Here is a 16,652-nt window from a genome sequence, read left to right as displayed (position 1 = left end):
ACCTCCTGATAGCCATTTTTTGAAACTATCGGGAGGTTTTTTCTATCAACTCAATCAATTGGTTTACCGCAGCATGCGCAAAATCCGGGTGATTGATGGAAGATTCCACTGCAATTATAGGAATAGCTGAATCTAATTTTTCCCGTAAACCAAGAAGCCAAGCATTATCCGCTTCCGGATTATAAAACTTCCCTCCTGTTTCCCCCACTTGGGAGAATCCCTGTGTTGGAAATATTACAGCTACTTTATCTTTCAATGGATTAGTTATGGTCGCCATGTAATTTCCGAGCAGTTGATTTTCCTGCCTATTGGTTCGCATCAGGGTCACATTCGGTGCCCAATGATAAAAAGTCCGGTTTACGAACTCATCAGGAATGCTCTGGGGTTCTCCGAAGTTCACCATATCCAAACAGCCCGGTGCAATAACAAGCGGCAGATTCATTTCCACCGCCGCCTTCATCCTGTCGGGCCCCGCACTTAAGATCCCACCACAAAACTCATCGGCAAGTTCCGTGGTCGTCAAGTCCATTACCGCATCAAATACACCCTCTCTGATCAGCGCTTCCATAGCCTTCCCTCCTATTCCGTTGGCATGAAATGCCATGACCTCATATCCCTTTGCTTCCAGTAGGTGCGTACAAGTATTGACGCAATCCGTGGTATTGCCAAACATACTAATTGCTATGGTGCCTTTATACTTTTTAGTTTCCGCTAGCGGAACCTTGGCCATAGCCACCAATGCGGCTGCCGCCTGATTGATGATGGGTTCTATCACAGAATTGATACCGGCCACATCCACCACAGAAGGTATCAACACAACATCTTTGGCTCCCACCAGTTTGGAGACATCCTTGGTTGCCAAGGTTGAAATAATCACCTTTGGAAGACCCAAGGGCAAGGACTGTATCGCAGATAAAAAGACAAAGGTGCCACCGCCTCCACCCATGCCAATCACGCCTTTTAGTTTCCCCTGATCCTGCCATTCTTGCAACAGGTGTCTACAGCCCTCAGCCATCCGCTCCAATGCCCAGCCCCGGTCCTTTTTCTCCCGAAGGCTTTCAAGGTTCGCTCCTCCCCTTTCCGCAATTTCTACGGACTCTACCGCTATGGGAAAAAGGTCCGTACTTCCCATAATACCCACGTTGACCATTTCAACAGACTCTCCGGCCTCTTCAAGTTTCCTACGCAAATGGGCAAAAACTTCCGGTTTGGTATCAAAGCATCCAATGACTGCGAAAAATTGATTGGTATTGGTTTGGGGCATAGTGACGGTGTTTTTATAAGAGATTATTCAAAGGTATATAATCTGTTGTTTTGATGCCAATTGATTATCTTTGCTTTAATGAGAATTGTAAATTTTAAAATACCCAATGAAGGCAATGCCCAACCTTTCGGCGGTAAACATCGGTCGTGCCTACGGCACTTCTGGGTTATTTTGTTGCGCTTGACCATGGGTTCAAACCCATGGCTACTATGTCGGCCGCTCCTACGGAGCTAAGGAACCGAAGAGACAATCGATTGAAACCTATGGCAACTATGTCGGCCGATCCTACGGAGCTAAGATGTCGAAGAGTGCATTCAATCCCATAGTTCGCCAATTACTCCATTTTCATGGTGGAAGGGATTTCTTACTATCCCACAGTGCCGTAGGCACGAACGATATAGTAGCCGTAGGTTTTAACCTACGGAACTAAAGCACCACCGCCTCCCAAAGTCCCGTAGGGACGGACGATAGAAGGCGGTATAATTGACCAAGCAAAATAAACATCAAAAACAAGCCTACCATTCCATTCGGTTTAAACATTTCTGCCTTCAAAAAAATTGCTTCTTTAAAATCCCATTTCAATTCTATATTTTTTAAAAAACCAGTACTTTACTTACCTTTTTTTTGCTTGAACCAAACAATACACCTATATTAGTAAACTTCTTCACCAAAAATTTAACCCTATCCTCTATGCTACTTTTTGCCACATTCATTCAAAAAAAAAAAGGTAACGCAATCATATCGTGGGTTGTATTTAGGCTGTTGACAGCGGTAGTGTTTAACCGCAAAAACCTCCCCGAACGAATAGAAGATTTGGACGACTCCCTAACCAACCACTGCACCAGGGAACGGAGGAACCAATGGGTAAAACGGGTCAACTTTGTCGTCCAACCAAAATGGATCCGAAGAAAGATCGAAGCGAGGCTGAACAGAACTTCTCCAAGCCACGAGCATGTTATGCTTTCCCTGGACAATGAGCTTTCCTACAGTAAAATATACAAAAGTGACTTTCCCTACCGACAACGTTGGAGCAACTGGTATGGCAACCACAGTTCCGAACCCTTGAAAATATTTGTTCCCGGCAGCGGCAGCCATTCGGACTTCGAAAAAATGTCCGAAAGATGGAGCACTTACGATTTTGAGGGATTGCAGGGAGTAAAGGATATCATCCTCAGGGCAGAAGATGAAGGCAGAAAAATCAGGGCCATAGGTTCAGGTCATGCGCTAACCCCAATCGCCCAATGTGAAGATTTTATCATTTGCACCCACGACTTGAACCTAACCCAGCGTAAAGCTTCCCAATTTATCAAGCCGGAATATGTGGATGGATTTGATGTGGAAGTAAATTTCCAGAACAAAAAATCCTTAGAAAAGCATTTTCTCTTCGAAACCAGTGGGGGTACAAAAGTACACCAGTTAATAACCGCCCTGGAAAAAGAAGGGCTAGCCCTGATGAACAAAGGTGGATCAAGCATACAATCCATCTCCGGTGCGATCGCCACCTCGACGCATGGTTCGGGAATAGGCATTGGTCCCCTACCAAGTATCGTCAGGTCTATGACCATTGTTGGCACAGGCGGAAAGTCTTACCGGATCGAACCCTCGGAGGGTATCACTGACCGGGGGCTGTTTCTGGCAGACAGGGATATTCAAGATCATGAAATTCAACTTATTCAGGATGATGACGCTTTTCACGCAGTTATGGTCGGAGTGGGGTCGATGGGACTGGTTTTTTCCATGATTATAGAAGTACAGGAGTCTTATCGGCTATACGAGGAGCGCACAGTATGGGAGTGGGAAGCATTTAAAGCCAAAATGCGGGAAGGAGATCTCTATAAATTTATCAACAGCCATAGGCATTTTGAAGTGTTGATCAATCCCTACATAGATGAAACGGAAGATGTTCCTGCTAGAAAGTGTTTGGTGACCACCCGGAATTATACCCATTCCTGTAAGGTGCCACCAAACGCGCAACAGAACCGCAATTATCTATCCTCTTTTGTATCTGGGATTTCGATTTCTGGCAGGTTATCCTCCTGGATCTTTAACAGGAATTCACAAAACATCCCCCGGTTGACCAATAATTCTCTAATACGCTTGGAAGATTATGCGGAGAAGGGAGGCGGTTTTGAAGATGTATATAATAAAGTATTGGACCAAGGTCTGGGTGAACTTAAATTTTACGGCTATGCCATCGAACTGGGATTTGAGATTGATAAGGCTTTTGAGGCAGTGGATCTGATTATCAACGTCTGTAAAGAAGCGATGGAATACGGACACTATTTGGCAGCACCTTTTTCTTTGCGATATGTCAAACAGTGCCCCGCTTACTTTTCCATGATGAACCAATTCGATACCTGCATGATCGAGGTTGTGAGTGTCAAAGGAGTAACGGGTACCATTTCACTGCTGAAACGCCTTGAAGCCGAACTAGTTGAAATTGGAGGAGTTCCCCATTGGGGTCTTTCCTTACTTCCTTGGTCTAAGGAAATGGTGTCCGCCGCGTTTCCCAACTATGAGGACTGGAAAAAACACCAGGCAAAATTTGGCGGGGAAACCTTTACTAATCCTTTTATTAAAAATTTACTAGACTGACGCACCATTTTTTCTGAATTCAGCCAATTCCTTGTAAACTGCTTTTCTTGCCCTGTTAATAGCTCCAACAGGTTGATGGGCCTCCATGCAAACCCAGGGAGAGAACGAAAGCGCTTCGCCGAATTCGTTTCGCTGCCCGAAATCGAATTCCTGTTTGGGTATAATCAAATCTGCTACCGGAACTGCGGCTGTTTTCCATACGATGGAGGTATCCTCCACAGGCTCCGTTTTTTCATTTTCTTGAACCTGCACACAAAGCGTAAAGCCTTGACTGGCTTGTTGAAAATCTGCGGTTAACTGATCTTTCAAAAAATTTTCCGACTTCTCTTTTTCCAGCGAATATCCCAATTCAGGATTTTTCGGTTTCAACAGGAACTTGACAAATAGGTCTGGACCAAGAGAAAAAGCCCCTCCCGAGAAATAGGTTTGGGCCAACAGGTTGTCGTGCTTTTTGGAATATTTAAGGGTTAAATAAAGGCTTCTCCAATGCTTCGGGTTTAGTGCAAAAACTAATTGTTGTTTCCATCCCTTTAGAATGGCCTTAATGGCTTTGTTGTAAAGTGGTATATTCCAGGCAGAAAGAATGGGGCTGGTCGTCAATAAAAAATTTTGGCAATTCATCCCTAGTGGATCTACTTCAATTACAGGTCCCGGCACATCCAACACCTTGATGGCTAATCCCCGACCGGAACTTCCTTTATCCGATCCGATCTTTGGAGGCGCATTTGAAAACCGTAGCCAAACATCATAGGTACTGGGGTCTTGAAACAATCCATGCTTAAGGTTATCCGGTATGTCATTGCGGATAGCAAAGGTTGCCGATAAGCATCCGTGCATCTTGGGATGGAAATTTCTTTTTATTTTCCCATCCGGATAGGTCTTTGAAAGAAAATCCTTCATCGTTTGAATAATTTCCTGGATTTCCTTTTCCTCGTTGGGATTTATAGCTGTTTTATTCATGGCTGGCTAGGTATTTTAGTGCCCTGATTCCCGGGAAAAAGAAATAACTTCCACCTTTTATAAGCGTGAAATTCGGGATGTTTTTAAGTTTGCGTTTAACGGGATACTCGGGAATACAAAATTCATCGGTAACGACCTTATCGGATTTGTAGTGATTGCCTATGATCGGATCCGCATCGTGATCCTGGCCACCAAACTTGTGGAAGTTCACCCAGTTGTTTTGCACAAACTCAAACTGCCGTCGGATGTCTGTCACTAAACACAGGAAGTGCAATCCCCTCCTTTCATTATCCCTGGGCAATTCCATGATGCCTTTAGGTTCAAGGGGTTCCAAAACCGGCGTCCCGTAGGGTCGTCCTTTACGAAGCATGCGATGCTTGGCCGCCATTTCACTGGAATCTTTTTGCGTACGCTCGGTGACAAGGTGGTCCCTGGGATTGGTTCTGCGGATATGGGCTCCAATGGGACATTTTAATCCGGCTTTATCCTCATCCCAAAAACCAAAGGCATTGGCCGTACTAAGTGAAGGATCCGCTCTATCAGGTGTCAAAGTCAGTGGAGACCCATCCGGCCATCGGCCTACCATTTTGCTGGCTAAGCAAATTGTTTCTTCCGTGTCTTTTCCCTGTCTTTTAAGGTAGTCCCAGAATCCAAATACATCCTGTTCCATCTGTCTAAATACCAAATAGGTCCCATTCTTTCCAAAATCCTTCTTATCCGCAAAATCCGGCGAAGAGGGCAGGATGTTCATTTGATCGTGGGTAGCTGATAAGTATGGGGCGGGAGCGTATTCATTGTATAGGTTTTTGTATCCCATGATAAACTCCCCAGCAGGGAAAGTAACACCGACTTTCTTCTCGACGTTTTCAACCAGTTCCTCGATGATGGGTCTTGATATATCATCCCGAAACCCAAAATGCTCCTTGTGGTCCTGCAACAGTCCTGTTGGTAGGGTATGCAACTCCACTACCCCGTACTGGTCAGCCCGTGCTTTTTCAAAAAGAAGCTTTTCAGCCAAAGTGTCCGCATCTTTTGAATAGATAATCAGCAACAGGTGAATATCCTCCTGAGCGGCATTTCCCCATACCCAATTGTTCGGTGCATTTTCCCCGCTATCTCCAAGTATAAACTGACGGTGGTCTTCAGTCATTCCTTCCCGAAATTCTCTTGAAAAACTTATTAAACCCTCGTCAGGCAACTTCAAAAATGAAAATCCCGAATAGGTAAATGCCATCTGAATGGCGTGATCCGTTGGTTTGTCAGTCGCCGGAGTAATCAGGGGGAGCAGTTCGCTAATATATTTTTTACCGAGAGCCGCATCCGTAAAGCGAAGCAATACATATTGAGCTCCCAGTAGATTTCCAAATCCACGGATCAGAAGTCCCTGCATGTCATTTAGTTCAAGCGTCATGCCATTAATTCGTTAAAAGCCATTCTTTAATTTCCTCTTCTTCCATTTTTTGAAATAAACCTTCGCGGAACTTGCGGTTATTCTTTAGATTTTCCACACTAAGACCCGTATTAAAAGCATACCAAAACTGAGTGATTTTTTGATGGAAGCGAACTCCCTTCATGTACTCACTTCGGTGGTTATATCCCCGTTTGACGAGCCATTTTGTAGCCGGAAAACCAGCCGCATGGCTGAAAACCACAGCCATATTTCGGGACCGGTTGTCGCTGTCGACGAAATCGTGGGCATAGGCTTCTGAAATATTGTCAAAATTGGCAATAAATACCAATCTCCTTCCTCCATCCAACTGTAGCCAGCGGGCAGTATGTACGGTAGGTATGTAGGAGAAATATCCCACAAGCGTGATCAACCTTAAAGAGAGCCCGAGAAAAATCCTCCGAATCAACCCTTTCTTAAGAGGTGCAATTACGGTCATTTCGTTGAGCACCGGATTTTTCTCCCGTTCGATTATTTGTCGAATCCATTCATCGGAAACAGGCTCGTTGGGAATATGGGGATTGTTCTCATTGATTCGAAGCCAAATGAAAAGCAGGACAAGAATTACCAAAAACGCAGGAAAAACTAACCCCATCCAAGATAGAACTGCATAATCCATGAAAAATGACAGAACTAAGCAGACTAACGAGGTTGCCATAGCCAAAAGGAAGATGCCTAACGGTAAAAGCATCCTGACTTTATCCGCCTTTTTATCACTTAGGCCTGCACTGGCCCACCCAAATTCATCCTGATTTTTTACGAAATTTTCGATATCCTCCTTTACCGACGCTGGTGATTTTTTCGGAAAGTCAGCATTCTCCCGCTGCGTTTCCAAGAAGTCAAAAACAGTGGATTTTATCTCCTGTTCACGAGATACATCTTGGGTAGGAATAAATTTAAACCCCGAGTAAAATGCCTGAAAAACTGTCTTTCTGCGGATAAAAGCGGCAAGATCATCCAAGTTTGCAATGGAAGGCGAAAACTCTTTACTTATCTCAAATACAGCCTGAAGGCGTGGCCCTAAAAAATTTACCAGTTCCGAGATATGTTGCTTTTTACTTCCCACATAGCTGGTCATAAACAGGATTCGTGCGGGAAGTTTCACCTTTTCCGCATATACCTGCGCGGGAAGCGTAAGCCAGCTAATAAAATAAGTGCTCGGCAAATGCTCTTTGTAGGCTGTCTTATAGGTTTTGGCATGTTGGTTAAAATCATGCAATAACACGTTGACCTGCTCCAGCTTTTCCTCCTCAACGACAACCGTGACCGTCAATCCTCTGTGAATAGTAGACATAGGAGTGAAATAAAATTAATAACTACCAATATATAAAATTAACCGTAATAAAATTTCAATTATACCATTAATTCAAAAATAAAAAAGTAAAAAGGTCAACTATATCTCTTTTGGGTTATTGGTTAATAAGTTATTGGTTATTAAATGACAAGTGAATTAAATATAGGGTTAATGGCTAATTATTCAAAATTGGACTGGTTGAAGGTTAAATGGGTAAGTAAACGGTTCGAGGTTTGGTGGAAAGGTTTGGAATTATTAGAAATCGGCTATCATCATTCGGGGGAGAGAAAAAAAATTACTTAGGTGGTACACTTTTCTGGAATAAGTTGATTAATTTTAATTGATTGAATTTTCCGAAAGGATATATTTCACTTATCACCTATTGCACACTACCTATTTTGCCATTTCAGTTTTATTCCAATTATCCAAACAGCTGGACTTTAATTCTATCGGGTAATTGCCAATTCGTTCAGGTTTATTTGATTACATCAACTTTACCGCTATTGCTTCGGGCGTAATAGCTTAGCACCTATTCGGGCACCTACCCATCTACTTATTGTTCCATTAATTGAAAACAGGTCATGTATTGTGAAAAAATTAACGGATTGCTGGATTTCCAGCTGCAACATATCGCATTTAAGCATTTTGATCACTTATCCTCCTATCCAAACGTAACCAGTCCTTTCTCAAGAATGTATTTAATTACCAAGGGAGCCGGAAAGCTTACCACAGGGTCCGGTAAAGTGTGCATGGAGGAAAACCATATCTATCTCTTGCCCAGTTTTACTCCCTGCACCTATGTCTTCCAACCTGGACTAAGTCATATTTATATTAATTTTAAAGTAAGCATGAAGAACGGCCTGAATTTTTTCTCTTTGTTCAGCACAAACCAAAAAGAGAAATCTTCCCCATTTATCTCCTGCTTATTTCAGCGTCTTCTGGAAATAAACCCGGGGTTGGAACTACCACATGACGATCCAAAAGTCTATCAAAACAAACCCTGGATAAACAAGACCGCAACATTCGACTCACTCAAGCATCACTTGGAAACAACAAGCATGATTGGGCAACTGCTAAGCAATTTTATAAATCCGGAGCCCCCCTTACCCCCAACTAAAATAATGCGGTACAATCTACAGCCTATCCTGAACTTCATTCAAGCGAACCTTCATGCCGAAATAACTGTAGATGACCTCGCTACCATGGCCTGTTTTTCCAAAGACCATTTTACCCGGATATTTAAATCCATTTTGGGCATACCCCCTCACGAATACCTGATTCGAAAAAGAATAGAAAAAGCCCAAGCCTTATTGGTGACCTCAGATCTCTCTCAGGCCCAAATCATGGAAGAGACGGGTATCAGAAATGTTTCTTATTTTTCCCGAATGTTTAAAAAACACACTTATAAAACACCTGCTGAGTTTAGAAAACAAAGCTGGGCAATGGAGTAGAAATCTCTTTTCCAAAAACTGTGTAGGCAAATTGAGATAAGTTTTACAATCACCCTGCCTTTGGGTTCAAAAATTAAATAAGGCCAAGTATTAAATAACCTGGCCTTATGTGCATTACTATGATTTCGATTAATAACCCGGATTTTGAACCAGATTTGGATTAATATCAATTTCAGATTGCGGGAACGGAAACAGATAATGTTTTGCCGGATCAAATACCCTTTGGATATTGCTTCCCGGTTCTACCAAGGTATTGATGTATGTTTCGGCTAACTTCCATCTGCGAATATCCCGGTATCTCATGCCCTCGAAGGGAAATTCCACCCTTCTTTCGTTCCATATTCTATCCCTCATTTGTTCTTTCGTCAAGCCTGCCGGTAACGAAGGCATTTCAACACCAGGCCTTGCCCTCAGATCATTTATGGCGTCATAGACCGCTGCCGTTGGACCTTGGGCTTCATTGGTAGCTTCCGCGAAATTCAACAGGACCTCTGCATAGCGGATCAAGATCCAGTCCTGTTCACTACGGGTAGAGTAATCAATTGGCAATGTCTCCACATTGCCGCCTTTTACCGGAGACAACCCTGTTTGGGAAATGCCATTCCACGCAAACTGAACCACTTCACCGGATGCTTTGATTGCCGGATCCGTAAATGCCCGGATATTTTCCTCCAACCGCGGATCCCTGTTAAGTTTCCAGTTGGTAGGATCGTACAAGGGAGATGCAGTAATTGGTAATCCATCAATGCATTCATAGGCATCCCTTAATTCTCCGCGAGGATTCCATATACCATGCCATAAAACCCGAATGTCCTGCTGACTGGAATTGTCCGGGTTCAGGTATTTGGTGGAGAACATAATCTCCGGATTGTTAGTCTGACCCTCGGCTAGAAACATCGTTTTGTAATTATCGGAAAGGCTAAATTGTCCTTCATCCATTACTTGTTTAGCGGCAGCCGCAGCTCCTGTCCAATCAGACATATTGAGCAGCACCCTACTTTTTAAAGCAAGGGCGGATCCTCTTACAGCATGCCCGCCGGAGCTATAATCCGTATTTGGAAGGTTCGCAATGGCAAAATCCAAATCCGACAAGACCTGCGCATAAACCTGTTCTTTGGTGCTTTTAGCAATGGTTCCTTCTTCGATGGTTACCGGTGTCGTGTATAAGGGAACGCCACCATAAAAGTCCACCAGATTGAAATAAAACAACCCTCGCAAAAACTGGACTTCCGCTTTGTAGATGGTCCTAACGTTTTCAGGCATATCCACGTTATCGATATTTGCTAGAAAGAAATTACATGAGCCTACGCCCCTGTAACATTCATTGTAAATATTCGCCAATAAACCTCCTGAAACCGCTTCCATGTTCCCAAGGGCAAAAGATCCAGTGGAGCTCGCCCCGAGGCTTTGGGCCCCTTCATTTGCATCGCCCGCCATAATGTCCAGGGAGTAAACTCCCTCATAGTTAAATGAGTTTACATTCAGCCGGGAATATACTCCCGCCAATGCCATATCCGCGTCGTTTTGAGTTTTCCAAAATGTGGGACTTGAAATCTGCGTCGTCGGATTCTTTTCCAAGAAATCCTCGCAGGAAATCAACAGGGTCGAAAAGGCACATAAGAGGAAGTATGGACGCATTATATTGTATCTGATTCTATCTATATGATTCATGATATTTCAAAATTTGTGGTTGGAAAATGCCAGCTTATAGGCGTACTTTGAGACCCATAGTATAGGTGGTGATCTGCGGATAGGCTTGAAACCAGTTGGTAGCAGCTCTTTCAGGATCAGAACCTGGCCATTTGGTAAATGTCAGGAGGTTATCGCCGGAAACATAGACTCGGGCATTTTGCATCCCAATCCGCTGGGAAATTACCCTGGGAAGGTTATACCCGATTTGCAGGTTTTTCAACCTGAGATAAGAAGCATCCAACAACCAATACGAGTTTCTGGTGCCAGTAACCGGACCATAACCGGAAATATACATGGCAGGATGGGAATTGGTAGACCCCTCTCCGGTCCACATATTATTGATAAAATCCACCGGTGGCGGTGATCCCTGAATATAAGGCACCAAACCCCATGACAAGCCCTGCGTACTTTGCTTCACGCCTTCTACGCCTTGAAAGAAGGCATTAATATCAAAATTCCTCCAAGCCAAATTAATGGTACTGCCGTAGATAAAATCCGGATAGGCCCCGTCCATTACAACCCGATCACTCGCGTTGATTACCCCATCTCCATTTTGGTCTTTGAATTTCAAGTCACCGGGTTTGGGGTTAAAGGGATGTAAAGGGCCTTCTGCAATCTCCTGCTCATTCTGGAAAATTCCCGTCCATTCAACCATAAAATGGGAATTGAAAGGAAGCCCCTCCTGCACGGTGTAGTTTCCGTAAATTGGAGCCAAAATCCGCAACACTTCATTTTTATAGGTAGTGAAGTTTACACTGACGTTATACGTGACCTCTCCAATTTGCTTTGTTGAGCCCAACTCTATCTCCCAACCCCTGTTTCTCATCTTGCCGAAGTTAACGGTCGGAGAGGTCAAACCGATGCTTGCCGGAATGGGTATATTATAAAGAATGTCGTCGGTGACTTTATCAAACCAGTCAAATGTTACATTCAACAGTCCCTCTTTTACACTTAAGTCAAAGCCAATATCAGCCATGGTGGTGGTCTCCCATCTTAGTCTTGGGTCCACCATCCTGTTCATGATCGCTCCTGGAAACGCGGTAGAAAACGGATACGAAGTGGTGGACAAAACTTCCTGATAAGGATATAAACCGATGTTTTGGTTTCCTAACTGTCCCCAAGAAGCTCTGATTTTCAAATTGTCCATCCAAGTACTTTGCATTAAAAATGGCTCTTGGGAAATTCTCCATCCGGCGGAAACAGAAGGAAAAAAACCCCATCTGGTGTCTGCCGCTATTCTGGATGTTCCGTCATACCGGGCATTTGCTTCAAAAAGGTATTTCCCTTTAAACCCATACATGGCCCGCATAAATAGGGATTGAATGGCCCATTCCCCAGAGCTACCGCTTGTGCTTTGATTTAGAGGCGCTCCGGCATCCAATTCTTTTAGTTCATTTGTTGGGAAGAAAACCCTGGATCCTCCCAATGATCGGTCCAAGTTATATTCTTGATTGTATCCTCCCAGAATATTTACATCGTGTATGGCATTAAATTGTTTTTGATAATTCAATGTGGAATAAAACGTAGATAACATCTGTGTACTCCAATTTTCCCTCACCCCAAGCTGCCAAGTTGAATTGTTATGGGCATAGGATCCGTCTTTGAAGAAATAATTGTCTACAGGCACTTCATGGTTCTTATAGGCCCTAGTATTGTAATTGATGGCTCCCTTTGTAAACCATGTTAGGTTCTTTAAAGGTTTGATTTCAGCATAGAGCTGCGGAAGGACATTATAGCGGATATCTGTCTGGACTCCGCTGGCATCTTGGGCGTCCGGATTTCGAACGGTCCATTCCCCAATCGCTGAACTATATCTTGCCACATGCCCTTGAGACCCGTCGGAGAGCGTCATAGTAGGATTGTAGTTCGGACCTGCCCCGTATATCGCCAATATCTGATAATCCACATTGCCATTGTCCCAATTGCTACGTTGAATGTCCTGACTTACAAATTGAATATCACCCCCAATCTTTATTTTATCTTTTATTTGGGACTCAATCACGACTCGGGAGTTTACTTTTTTAAACTCATACAAACTTGTAATCCCTGGCTGATCAAAATAGCCAAGGGAGACATTGAACGTCGTCTTTTCATTACCCCCTCCAATATTGATGGACTGGTTGTGGGCAACGGCAGTTCTAAAGGAATGATCTATCCAATCGAAATTGGGATAATTCACCGGGTCGTTCGTATTGTTTCGGAAAGCGTCTATCTCTGATTGCGTAAAATAAGGAGTCTGTCCGGACCTTTCCCTTCCTTGATTCCAATACATCATATAGTCTGCGGAATTTGTCAATAATTTCGGCAAGCGGGTGGCTTGCTGGACTTGTACGTTGCTGTGGATGTCAATAGACAATTCACCGGCTCTGCCCTTTTTGGTAGTGATCAATATTACACCATTAGCAGCCCGTGCGCCATAAATCGCACTGGATGCGGCATCCTTTAACACCGAAATGGATTCCACATCATTTGGATCCAAGGTGGTCATGTCACCTGCGATTCCGTTGATTAAGACAAGGGGATCACTTCCCGCTGCGCTAAAGGTACCCAAACCCCTGATTCGAAGGGTATTGTTTTCACTTCCGGGTTTTCCCGAATGGGAAGAAACCTGCAACCCAGCAACCTTTCCCTGTAGCAAATTAGCCACATTGGTACCGGGACGTTTTATGATTTCATTCGCGTCTATCGTTGCCACTGATCCTGTTAGGTTTGCCCTTTTCTGGGTTCCATACCCTACCACGATGACTTCATCCAGGCTTTTCAAATCCTCCTCCAGCACAATGTCAATCACACTTCTGTTTCCAACCGCCACACTCTGACTGATAAAGCCGATGAATGAGAAGGATAAGGTAGCATTTTCCGGTGCTGATAGCCGATAGGAGCCATCACCATCCGTCACCGTCCCGACATTGGTTCCCTGGACGACAACAATAACTCCGGGTAATGGTTGGGCATTTATATCCTTGACGGTACCCTGGACGATAATATCCAATCTAGTTGATTCCATTGCCTTCGCCGAACTCGACGAAACCAACTGAAACCCAATGAAGATGCCAAGGATCAAAGCCTTGCCCCATAATTGATTAATAAAGATTTTTTTCATAATGGTTTTTTGAGTTTATACACCCTTAAATCTATCCATTATCGAAGCATCATTTTATGCACTAAACCGACATTTATTGGCATAAAAACGACATGTTTTAAGTTAAATAATCTTAAATCAACGGAATGAATTGATATCGATGGCAAAAATGATCAAATGCAGGTAACCAAAAATGAAAATGTTGTCGCCTTCATTTTGTCTAAAGTCTCGAAAATAGCTTTATATTTCAACCATGCAGGAATCGTGGAAATTTATAAACCTTAAAGCCCCTGAAAGTAGGGAGAAATCTCTTATTCCCTGGTTAAATAACGTAATGGATCAAAACGACAGCGAGATGGGGATCTTCTTGTCTTACTATTACCGCCGGGAAGGTGCGGTAGTGGAAAATGTTCGGCTTAAGCCTCCTTCCTCCGATTTGACTGAAATGACAGGCTCGATTACAGTTACCTTTGAGCTAGTCCACTTCAATGCCTGTCTTAATATCCATGACACCAACCCTGAGCAACTGATCCTTTTCTACGAAATCTCAGACCAAGGAACAGCACTTACCCTCACAGGACCCTATTGGCCGGAACGGGAACCCGATGAGCTTTGATTTTTTTGGTGTTTGGTCAAAAATTTAATTTTACATTTGTATTTTTAGCAGTTATTTTAAAACCTTTTATTCTAAAATAATATGAATTCATTTGATGTAGTGGTTGTGGGTGCCGGACCTTCCGGTGCTATGGCTGCCTACGAAGCTGCGGCGGGAAATCTTTCGGTTTGCATTTTGGAGAAGAAGGTCCTACCCCGGTATAAAACCTGCGGAGGGGGTTTGGTCTATAGGGGTAAACGAAAACTCCCCTTTGAAATCTCAGAAGCTGTCTCAAAAACCTACAATGATCTAGCTGTTTACTTTGATCATTCTCCCATTTCCTTTACAACCTCTAGAGACAAGCCTATCATTAGTATGGTGATGCGGGATACGTTTGACCATTTGCTCGTCAATAAAGCGAAGGAAAGAGGTGTAGTCGTAATGGAAGATAGCTGTGTATTGGAAATAGAGTCTAAAGGGGAAATTTTGCTTAAAACCTCTAACGGGAATATTTCTACCCGATTTTTAATAGCAGCTGATGGGGCATACAGTCCAACTGCGAAGTTGTTTGGTTGGAAAGAAACTAGAAAGCTAATCCCTGCTCTTGAATATGAAATTATAGTTTCTGAAGCAGATTTTAATCGGCTTTCTAATGAAGTTCGATTTGACGTAGACGCTATTCCATATGGCTATGGCTGGTGTTTTCCAAAAGAAAACCACTTGTCTGTAGGTGTTGGATGTTTTAAACACAACAATATAAGTTTGAAAGAATACTACCGTAAATACCTTAAGACGTTAGGTATTAACGAAATTTTAAGAGAAGAAGCGCATGGGTTTCAAATCCCAATATCGCCCAGAACTGACGGGTTTTATCGGAACGGGGCATTTTTAATCGGAGATGCGGCCGGATTTGCTGACCCACTTACTGCCGAAGGTATTTCCAACGCCATATATAGTGGTCAGATGGCTGGAAGGGCCATCGCCCAACATCCCCAGGATCCTTATAAAGCCGGAGGACAGTACGAACAACTATTAAATGAAGACCTGCTCCATGAATTAAAGATCTCTGGATTTCTTTCCAAAATATTCTATGAAAACCCCCGGCTTCGTAATTTGCTTGTTGACCGCTACGGACAGCGGGGTTGTGAAATTCTCACGGATATCTTTATGGGGGACAGAAAATTCCCCAAAGATATCCGCAAGAAATTAAAGGAAAAAATACCTTTTTTACCGTTTTGAAATGGGAATCCGAATGACATAGCTGTCAGCAGTCACATAGAGAAAGTTCTCATCGGCATCTAACGCTACATTTGAGGTTAATTCCCCGACTTTTAGGCGGCCAATGACCATCCCCAAGGCATCGAAAACCCAGACCCCACCGGGGCCTGTTGCGAAAATAATTCCCTCTTTAGAAACTTTTAGGCCGTCAGGCAGTCCTTTTTCTTTTTTCAACGCATCGCTGCTATCGTAAAATAATTTCCCATCCGAAAGCGATTTTCCCTGATCTGCCAATCGATAACTATACCAATGAGGTTTCTGGGGATCCGAATTAGCTATTATTAACGTCTGTTCCGCAGGCAAAAATGCTAGGCCATTTGGGCGGGTTAGGGAATCCAACAAAAGAGTAAGAACACCTTCCGTATCGTATCTATACACTCCCTGAAAATCAATTTCCTTTGCTGGGTCATCTATATTAAACTCCAGTCCATAGGGCGGATCTGTAAAATATAGATTGCCCTGGGAATCATAAACGGCATCGTTGGGGCTGTTGAAGCGCATCCCTTTATATTCCCCAACGATTGTTTCATATTCAGGGGTGGGAGAATTTAAAGAAGCAGTCATTCTACCCATTTGCCTATCCCCATGTTGACAAAGCACTAGATCCCCGGATGGACTTAGCAAAAGTCCATTAGAACCAACTTCCCCTCCCCTGTCCGTATCTCCCGTATATCCTGACGGATTCAGATAAACTGACATTCCTTCAGCTTCAGTCCAGCTGTGTATGGTATTGGTGGGAATTTCTGAAAAGAGCAACATATTCTCTGAATCTACCCAAAGAGGACCTTCCGTCCACTCAAATCCCGAACCTAAAATTTCCGCTTCCGTACCCTCCGGAAACAGGATGTCTATTAATTCATGATTCCGTTCAATTTCAAGAGGCAACGTTTTCGTTTTGTCGCCCTCTACCTGCTTTTTCCCAGAAGGGCCGCACCCTGCAAAGACTATAAGCAGGGATGCGACGATGTAATTTGAAATTTTATTCATCTGCTGC

The 16,652-nt window shown here is 43.5% G+C and carries 11 protein-coding genes; 4 read left to right on the top strand and 7 right to left on the bottom strand.

Annotated elements, in window-relative coordinates; all coding sequences use genetic code 11:
- Window positions 1-25: 25 nt before the first annotated feature.
- Window positions 26-1,264, bottom strand: coding sequence for a Tm-1-like ATP-binding domain-containing protein (locus tag FQ608_RS16380; RefSeq protein WP_158859326.1), 1,239 nt, complete (start codon window positions 1,262-1,264; stop codon window positions 26-28).
- Between the two features lie 690 nt (window positions 1,265-1,954).
- Between FQ608_RS16380 and FQ608_RS16375 the strand changes: the two genes are divergently transcribed.
- On the top strand, window positions 1,955-3,859 hold the full coding sequence (locus FQ608_RS16375) for a D-arabinono-1,4-lactone oxidase (protein ID WP_158859325.1): 1,905 nt from the start codon (window positions 1,955-1,957) through the stop codon (window positions 3,857-3,859).
- Here FQ608_RS16375 and FQ608_RS16370 read toward each other — a convergent pair.
- The 3 genes from FQ608_RS16370 to FQ608_RS16360 are packed head-to-tail and all read right to left on the bottom strand — an operon-like array spanning window position 3,851 to window position 7,560.
- Window positions 3,851-4,819 carry a catalase family protein gene (locus tag FQ608_RS16370; RefSeq protein WP_158859324.1) on the bottom strand — a complete coding sequence of 323 codons (969 nt, stop codon included), beginning with the start codon at window positions 4,817-4,819 and terminating at the stop codon, window positions 3,851-3,853. The genes FQ608_RS16375 and FQ608_RS16370 overlap by 9 nt on opposite strands.
- A complete protein-coding gene (locus FQ608_RS16365) occupies window positions 4,812-6,230 on the bottom strand; it encodes a Dyp-type peroxidase (RefSeq protein WP_158859323.1) in 1,419 nt (472 codons plus the stop codon). Before FQ608_RS16365 ends, FQ608_RS16370 begins: the two co-directional genes overlap by 8 nt.
- 4 nt (window positions 6,231-6,234) lie before the next feature.
- Window positions 6,235-7,560: a peroxidase gene (locus tag FQ608_RS16360; RefSeq protein WP_158859322.1), complete on the bottom strand. Its 1,326-nt coding sequence runs from the start codon at window positions 7,558-7,560 to the stop codon at window positions 6,235-6,237.
- Window positions 7,561-8,141: 581 nt separating this feature from the next.
- Here FQ608_RS16360 and FQ608_RS16355 point away from each other — a divergent pair.
- A complete protein-coding gene (locus tag FQ608_RS16355; protein ID WP_158859321.1) occupies window positions 8,142-9,011 on the top strand; it encodes a helix-turn-helix domain-containing protein in 870 nt (289 codons plus the stop codon).
- A 129-nt stretch (window positions 9,012-9,140) separates the two neighbouring features.
- Here FQ608_RS16355 and FQ608_RS16350 read toward each other — a convergent pair whose 3' ends face one another.
- Window positions 9,141-10,682 (bottom strand): RagB/SusD family nutrient uptake outer membrane protein, encoded by a 1,542-nt coding sequence (locus tag FQ608_RS16350; protein WP_158859320.1) that lies wholly within the window; start codon window positions 10,680-10,682, stop codon window positions 9,141-9,143.
- A 34-nt stretch (window positions 10,683-10,716) separates the two neighbouring features.
- Complete coding sequence (locus tag FQ608_RS16345) at window positions 10,717-13,806, bottom strand: SusC/RagA family TonB-linked outer membrane protein (protein ID WP_158859319.1); 3,090 nt, start codon at window positions 13,804-13,806, stop codon at window positions 10,717-10,719.
- 232 nt (window positions 13,807-14,038) lie between these two features.
- Between FQ608_RS16345 and FQ608_RS16340 the strand changes: the two genes are divergently transcribed.
- Both FQ608_RS16340 and FQ608_RS16335 read left to right on the top strand, forming a co-directional pair.
- Window positions 14,039-14,401 carry a hypothetical protein gene (locus FQ608_RS16340; RefSeq protein WP_158859318.1) on the top strand — a complete coding sequence of 121 codons (363 nt, stop codon included), beginning with the start codon at window positions 14,039-14,041 and terminating at the stop codon, window positions 14,399-14,401.
- An 81-nt stretch (window positions 14,402-14,482) separates the two neighbouring features.
- The gene (locus FQ608_RS16335; protein WP_158859317.1) at window positions 14,483-15,619 is read left to right on the top strand and encodes a geranylgeranyl reductase family protein; all 1,137 of its coding nucleotides are present in this window, start codon (window positions 14,483-14,485) and stop codon (window positions 15,617-15,619) included.
- Here FQ608_RS16335 and FQ608_RS16330 read toward each other — a convergent pair.
- Window positions 15,608-16,645 carry an SMP-30/gluconolactonase/LRE family protein gene (locus FQ608_RS16330; RefSeq protein ID WP_158859316.1) on the bottom strand — a complete coding sequence of 346 codons (1,038 nt, stop codon included), beginning with the start codon at window positions 16,643-16,645 and terminating at the stop codon, window positions 15,608-15,610. The two genes, FQ608_RS16335 and FQ608_RS16330, sit on opposite strands and share 12 nt — an antisense overlap.
- Window positions 16,646-16,652 lie beyond the last annotated feature (7 nt).

Source organism: Lunatibacter salilacus, from assembly GCF_009797935.1.
GTDB lineage: Bacteria > Bacteroidota > Bacteroidia > Cytophagales > Cyclobacteriaceae > Lunatibacter > Lunatibacter salilacus.
This window is presented reverse-complemented; position numbering and strand designations above follow the sequence as displayed.

Coding starts and splice junctions, on each gene's coding strand:
- FQ608_RS16380 (WP_158859326.1), bottom strand. CDS start 1,264: ATGCCCCAAACCAATACCAATCAATTTTTCGCAGTCATTGGATGCTTT.
- FQ608_RS16375 (WP_158859325.1), top strand. CDS start 1,955: ATGCTACTTTTTGCCACATTCATTCAAAAAAAAAAAGGTAACGCAATC.
- FQ608_RS16370 (WP_158859324.1), bottom strand. CDS start 4,819: ATGAATAAAACAGCTATAAATCCCAACGAGGAAAAGGAAATCCAGGAA.
- FQ608_RS16365 (WP_158859323.1), bottom strand. CDS start 6,230: ATGACGCTTGAACTAAATGACATGCAGGGACTTCTGATCCGTGGATTT.
- FQ608_RS16360 (WP_158859322.1), bottom strand. CDS start 7,560: ATGTCTACTATTCACAGAGGATTGACGGTCACGGTTGTCGTTGAGGAG.
- FQ608_RS16355 (WP_158859321.1), top strand. CDS start 8,142: ATGTATTGTGAAAAAATTAACGGATTGCTGGATTTCCAGCTGCAACAT.
- FQ608_RS16350 (WP_158859320.1), bottom strand. CDS start 10,682: ATGAATCATATAGATAGAATCAGATACAATATAATGCGTCCATACTTC.
- FQ608_RS16345 (WP_158859319.1), bottom strand. CDS start 13,806: ATGAAAAAAATCTTTATTAATCAATTATGGGGCAAGGCTTTGATCCTT.
- FQ608_RS16340 (WP_158859318.1), top strand. CDS start 14,039: ATGCAGGAATCGTGGAAATTTATAAACCTTAAAGCCCCTGAAAGTAGG.
- FQ608_RS16335 (WP_158859317.1), top strand. CDS start 14,483: ATGAATTCATTTGATGTAGTGGTTGTGGGTGCCGGACCTTCCGGTGCT.
- FQ608_RS16330 (WP_158859316.1), bottom strand. CDS start 16,645: ATGAATAAAATTTCAAATTACATCGTCGCATCCCTGCTTATAGTCTTT.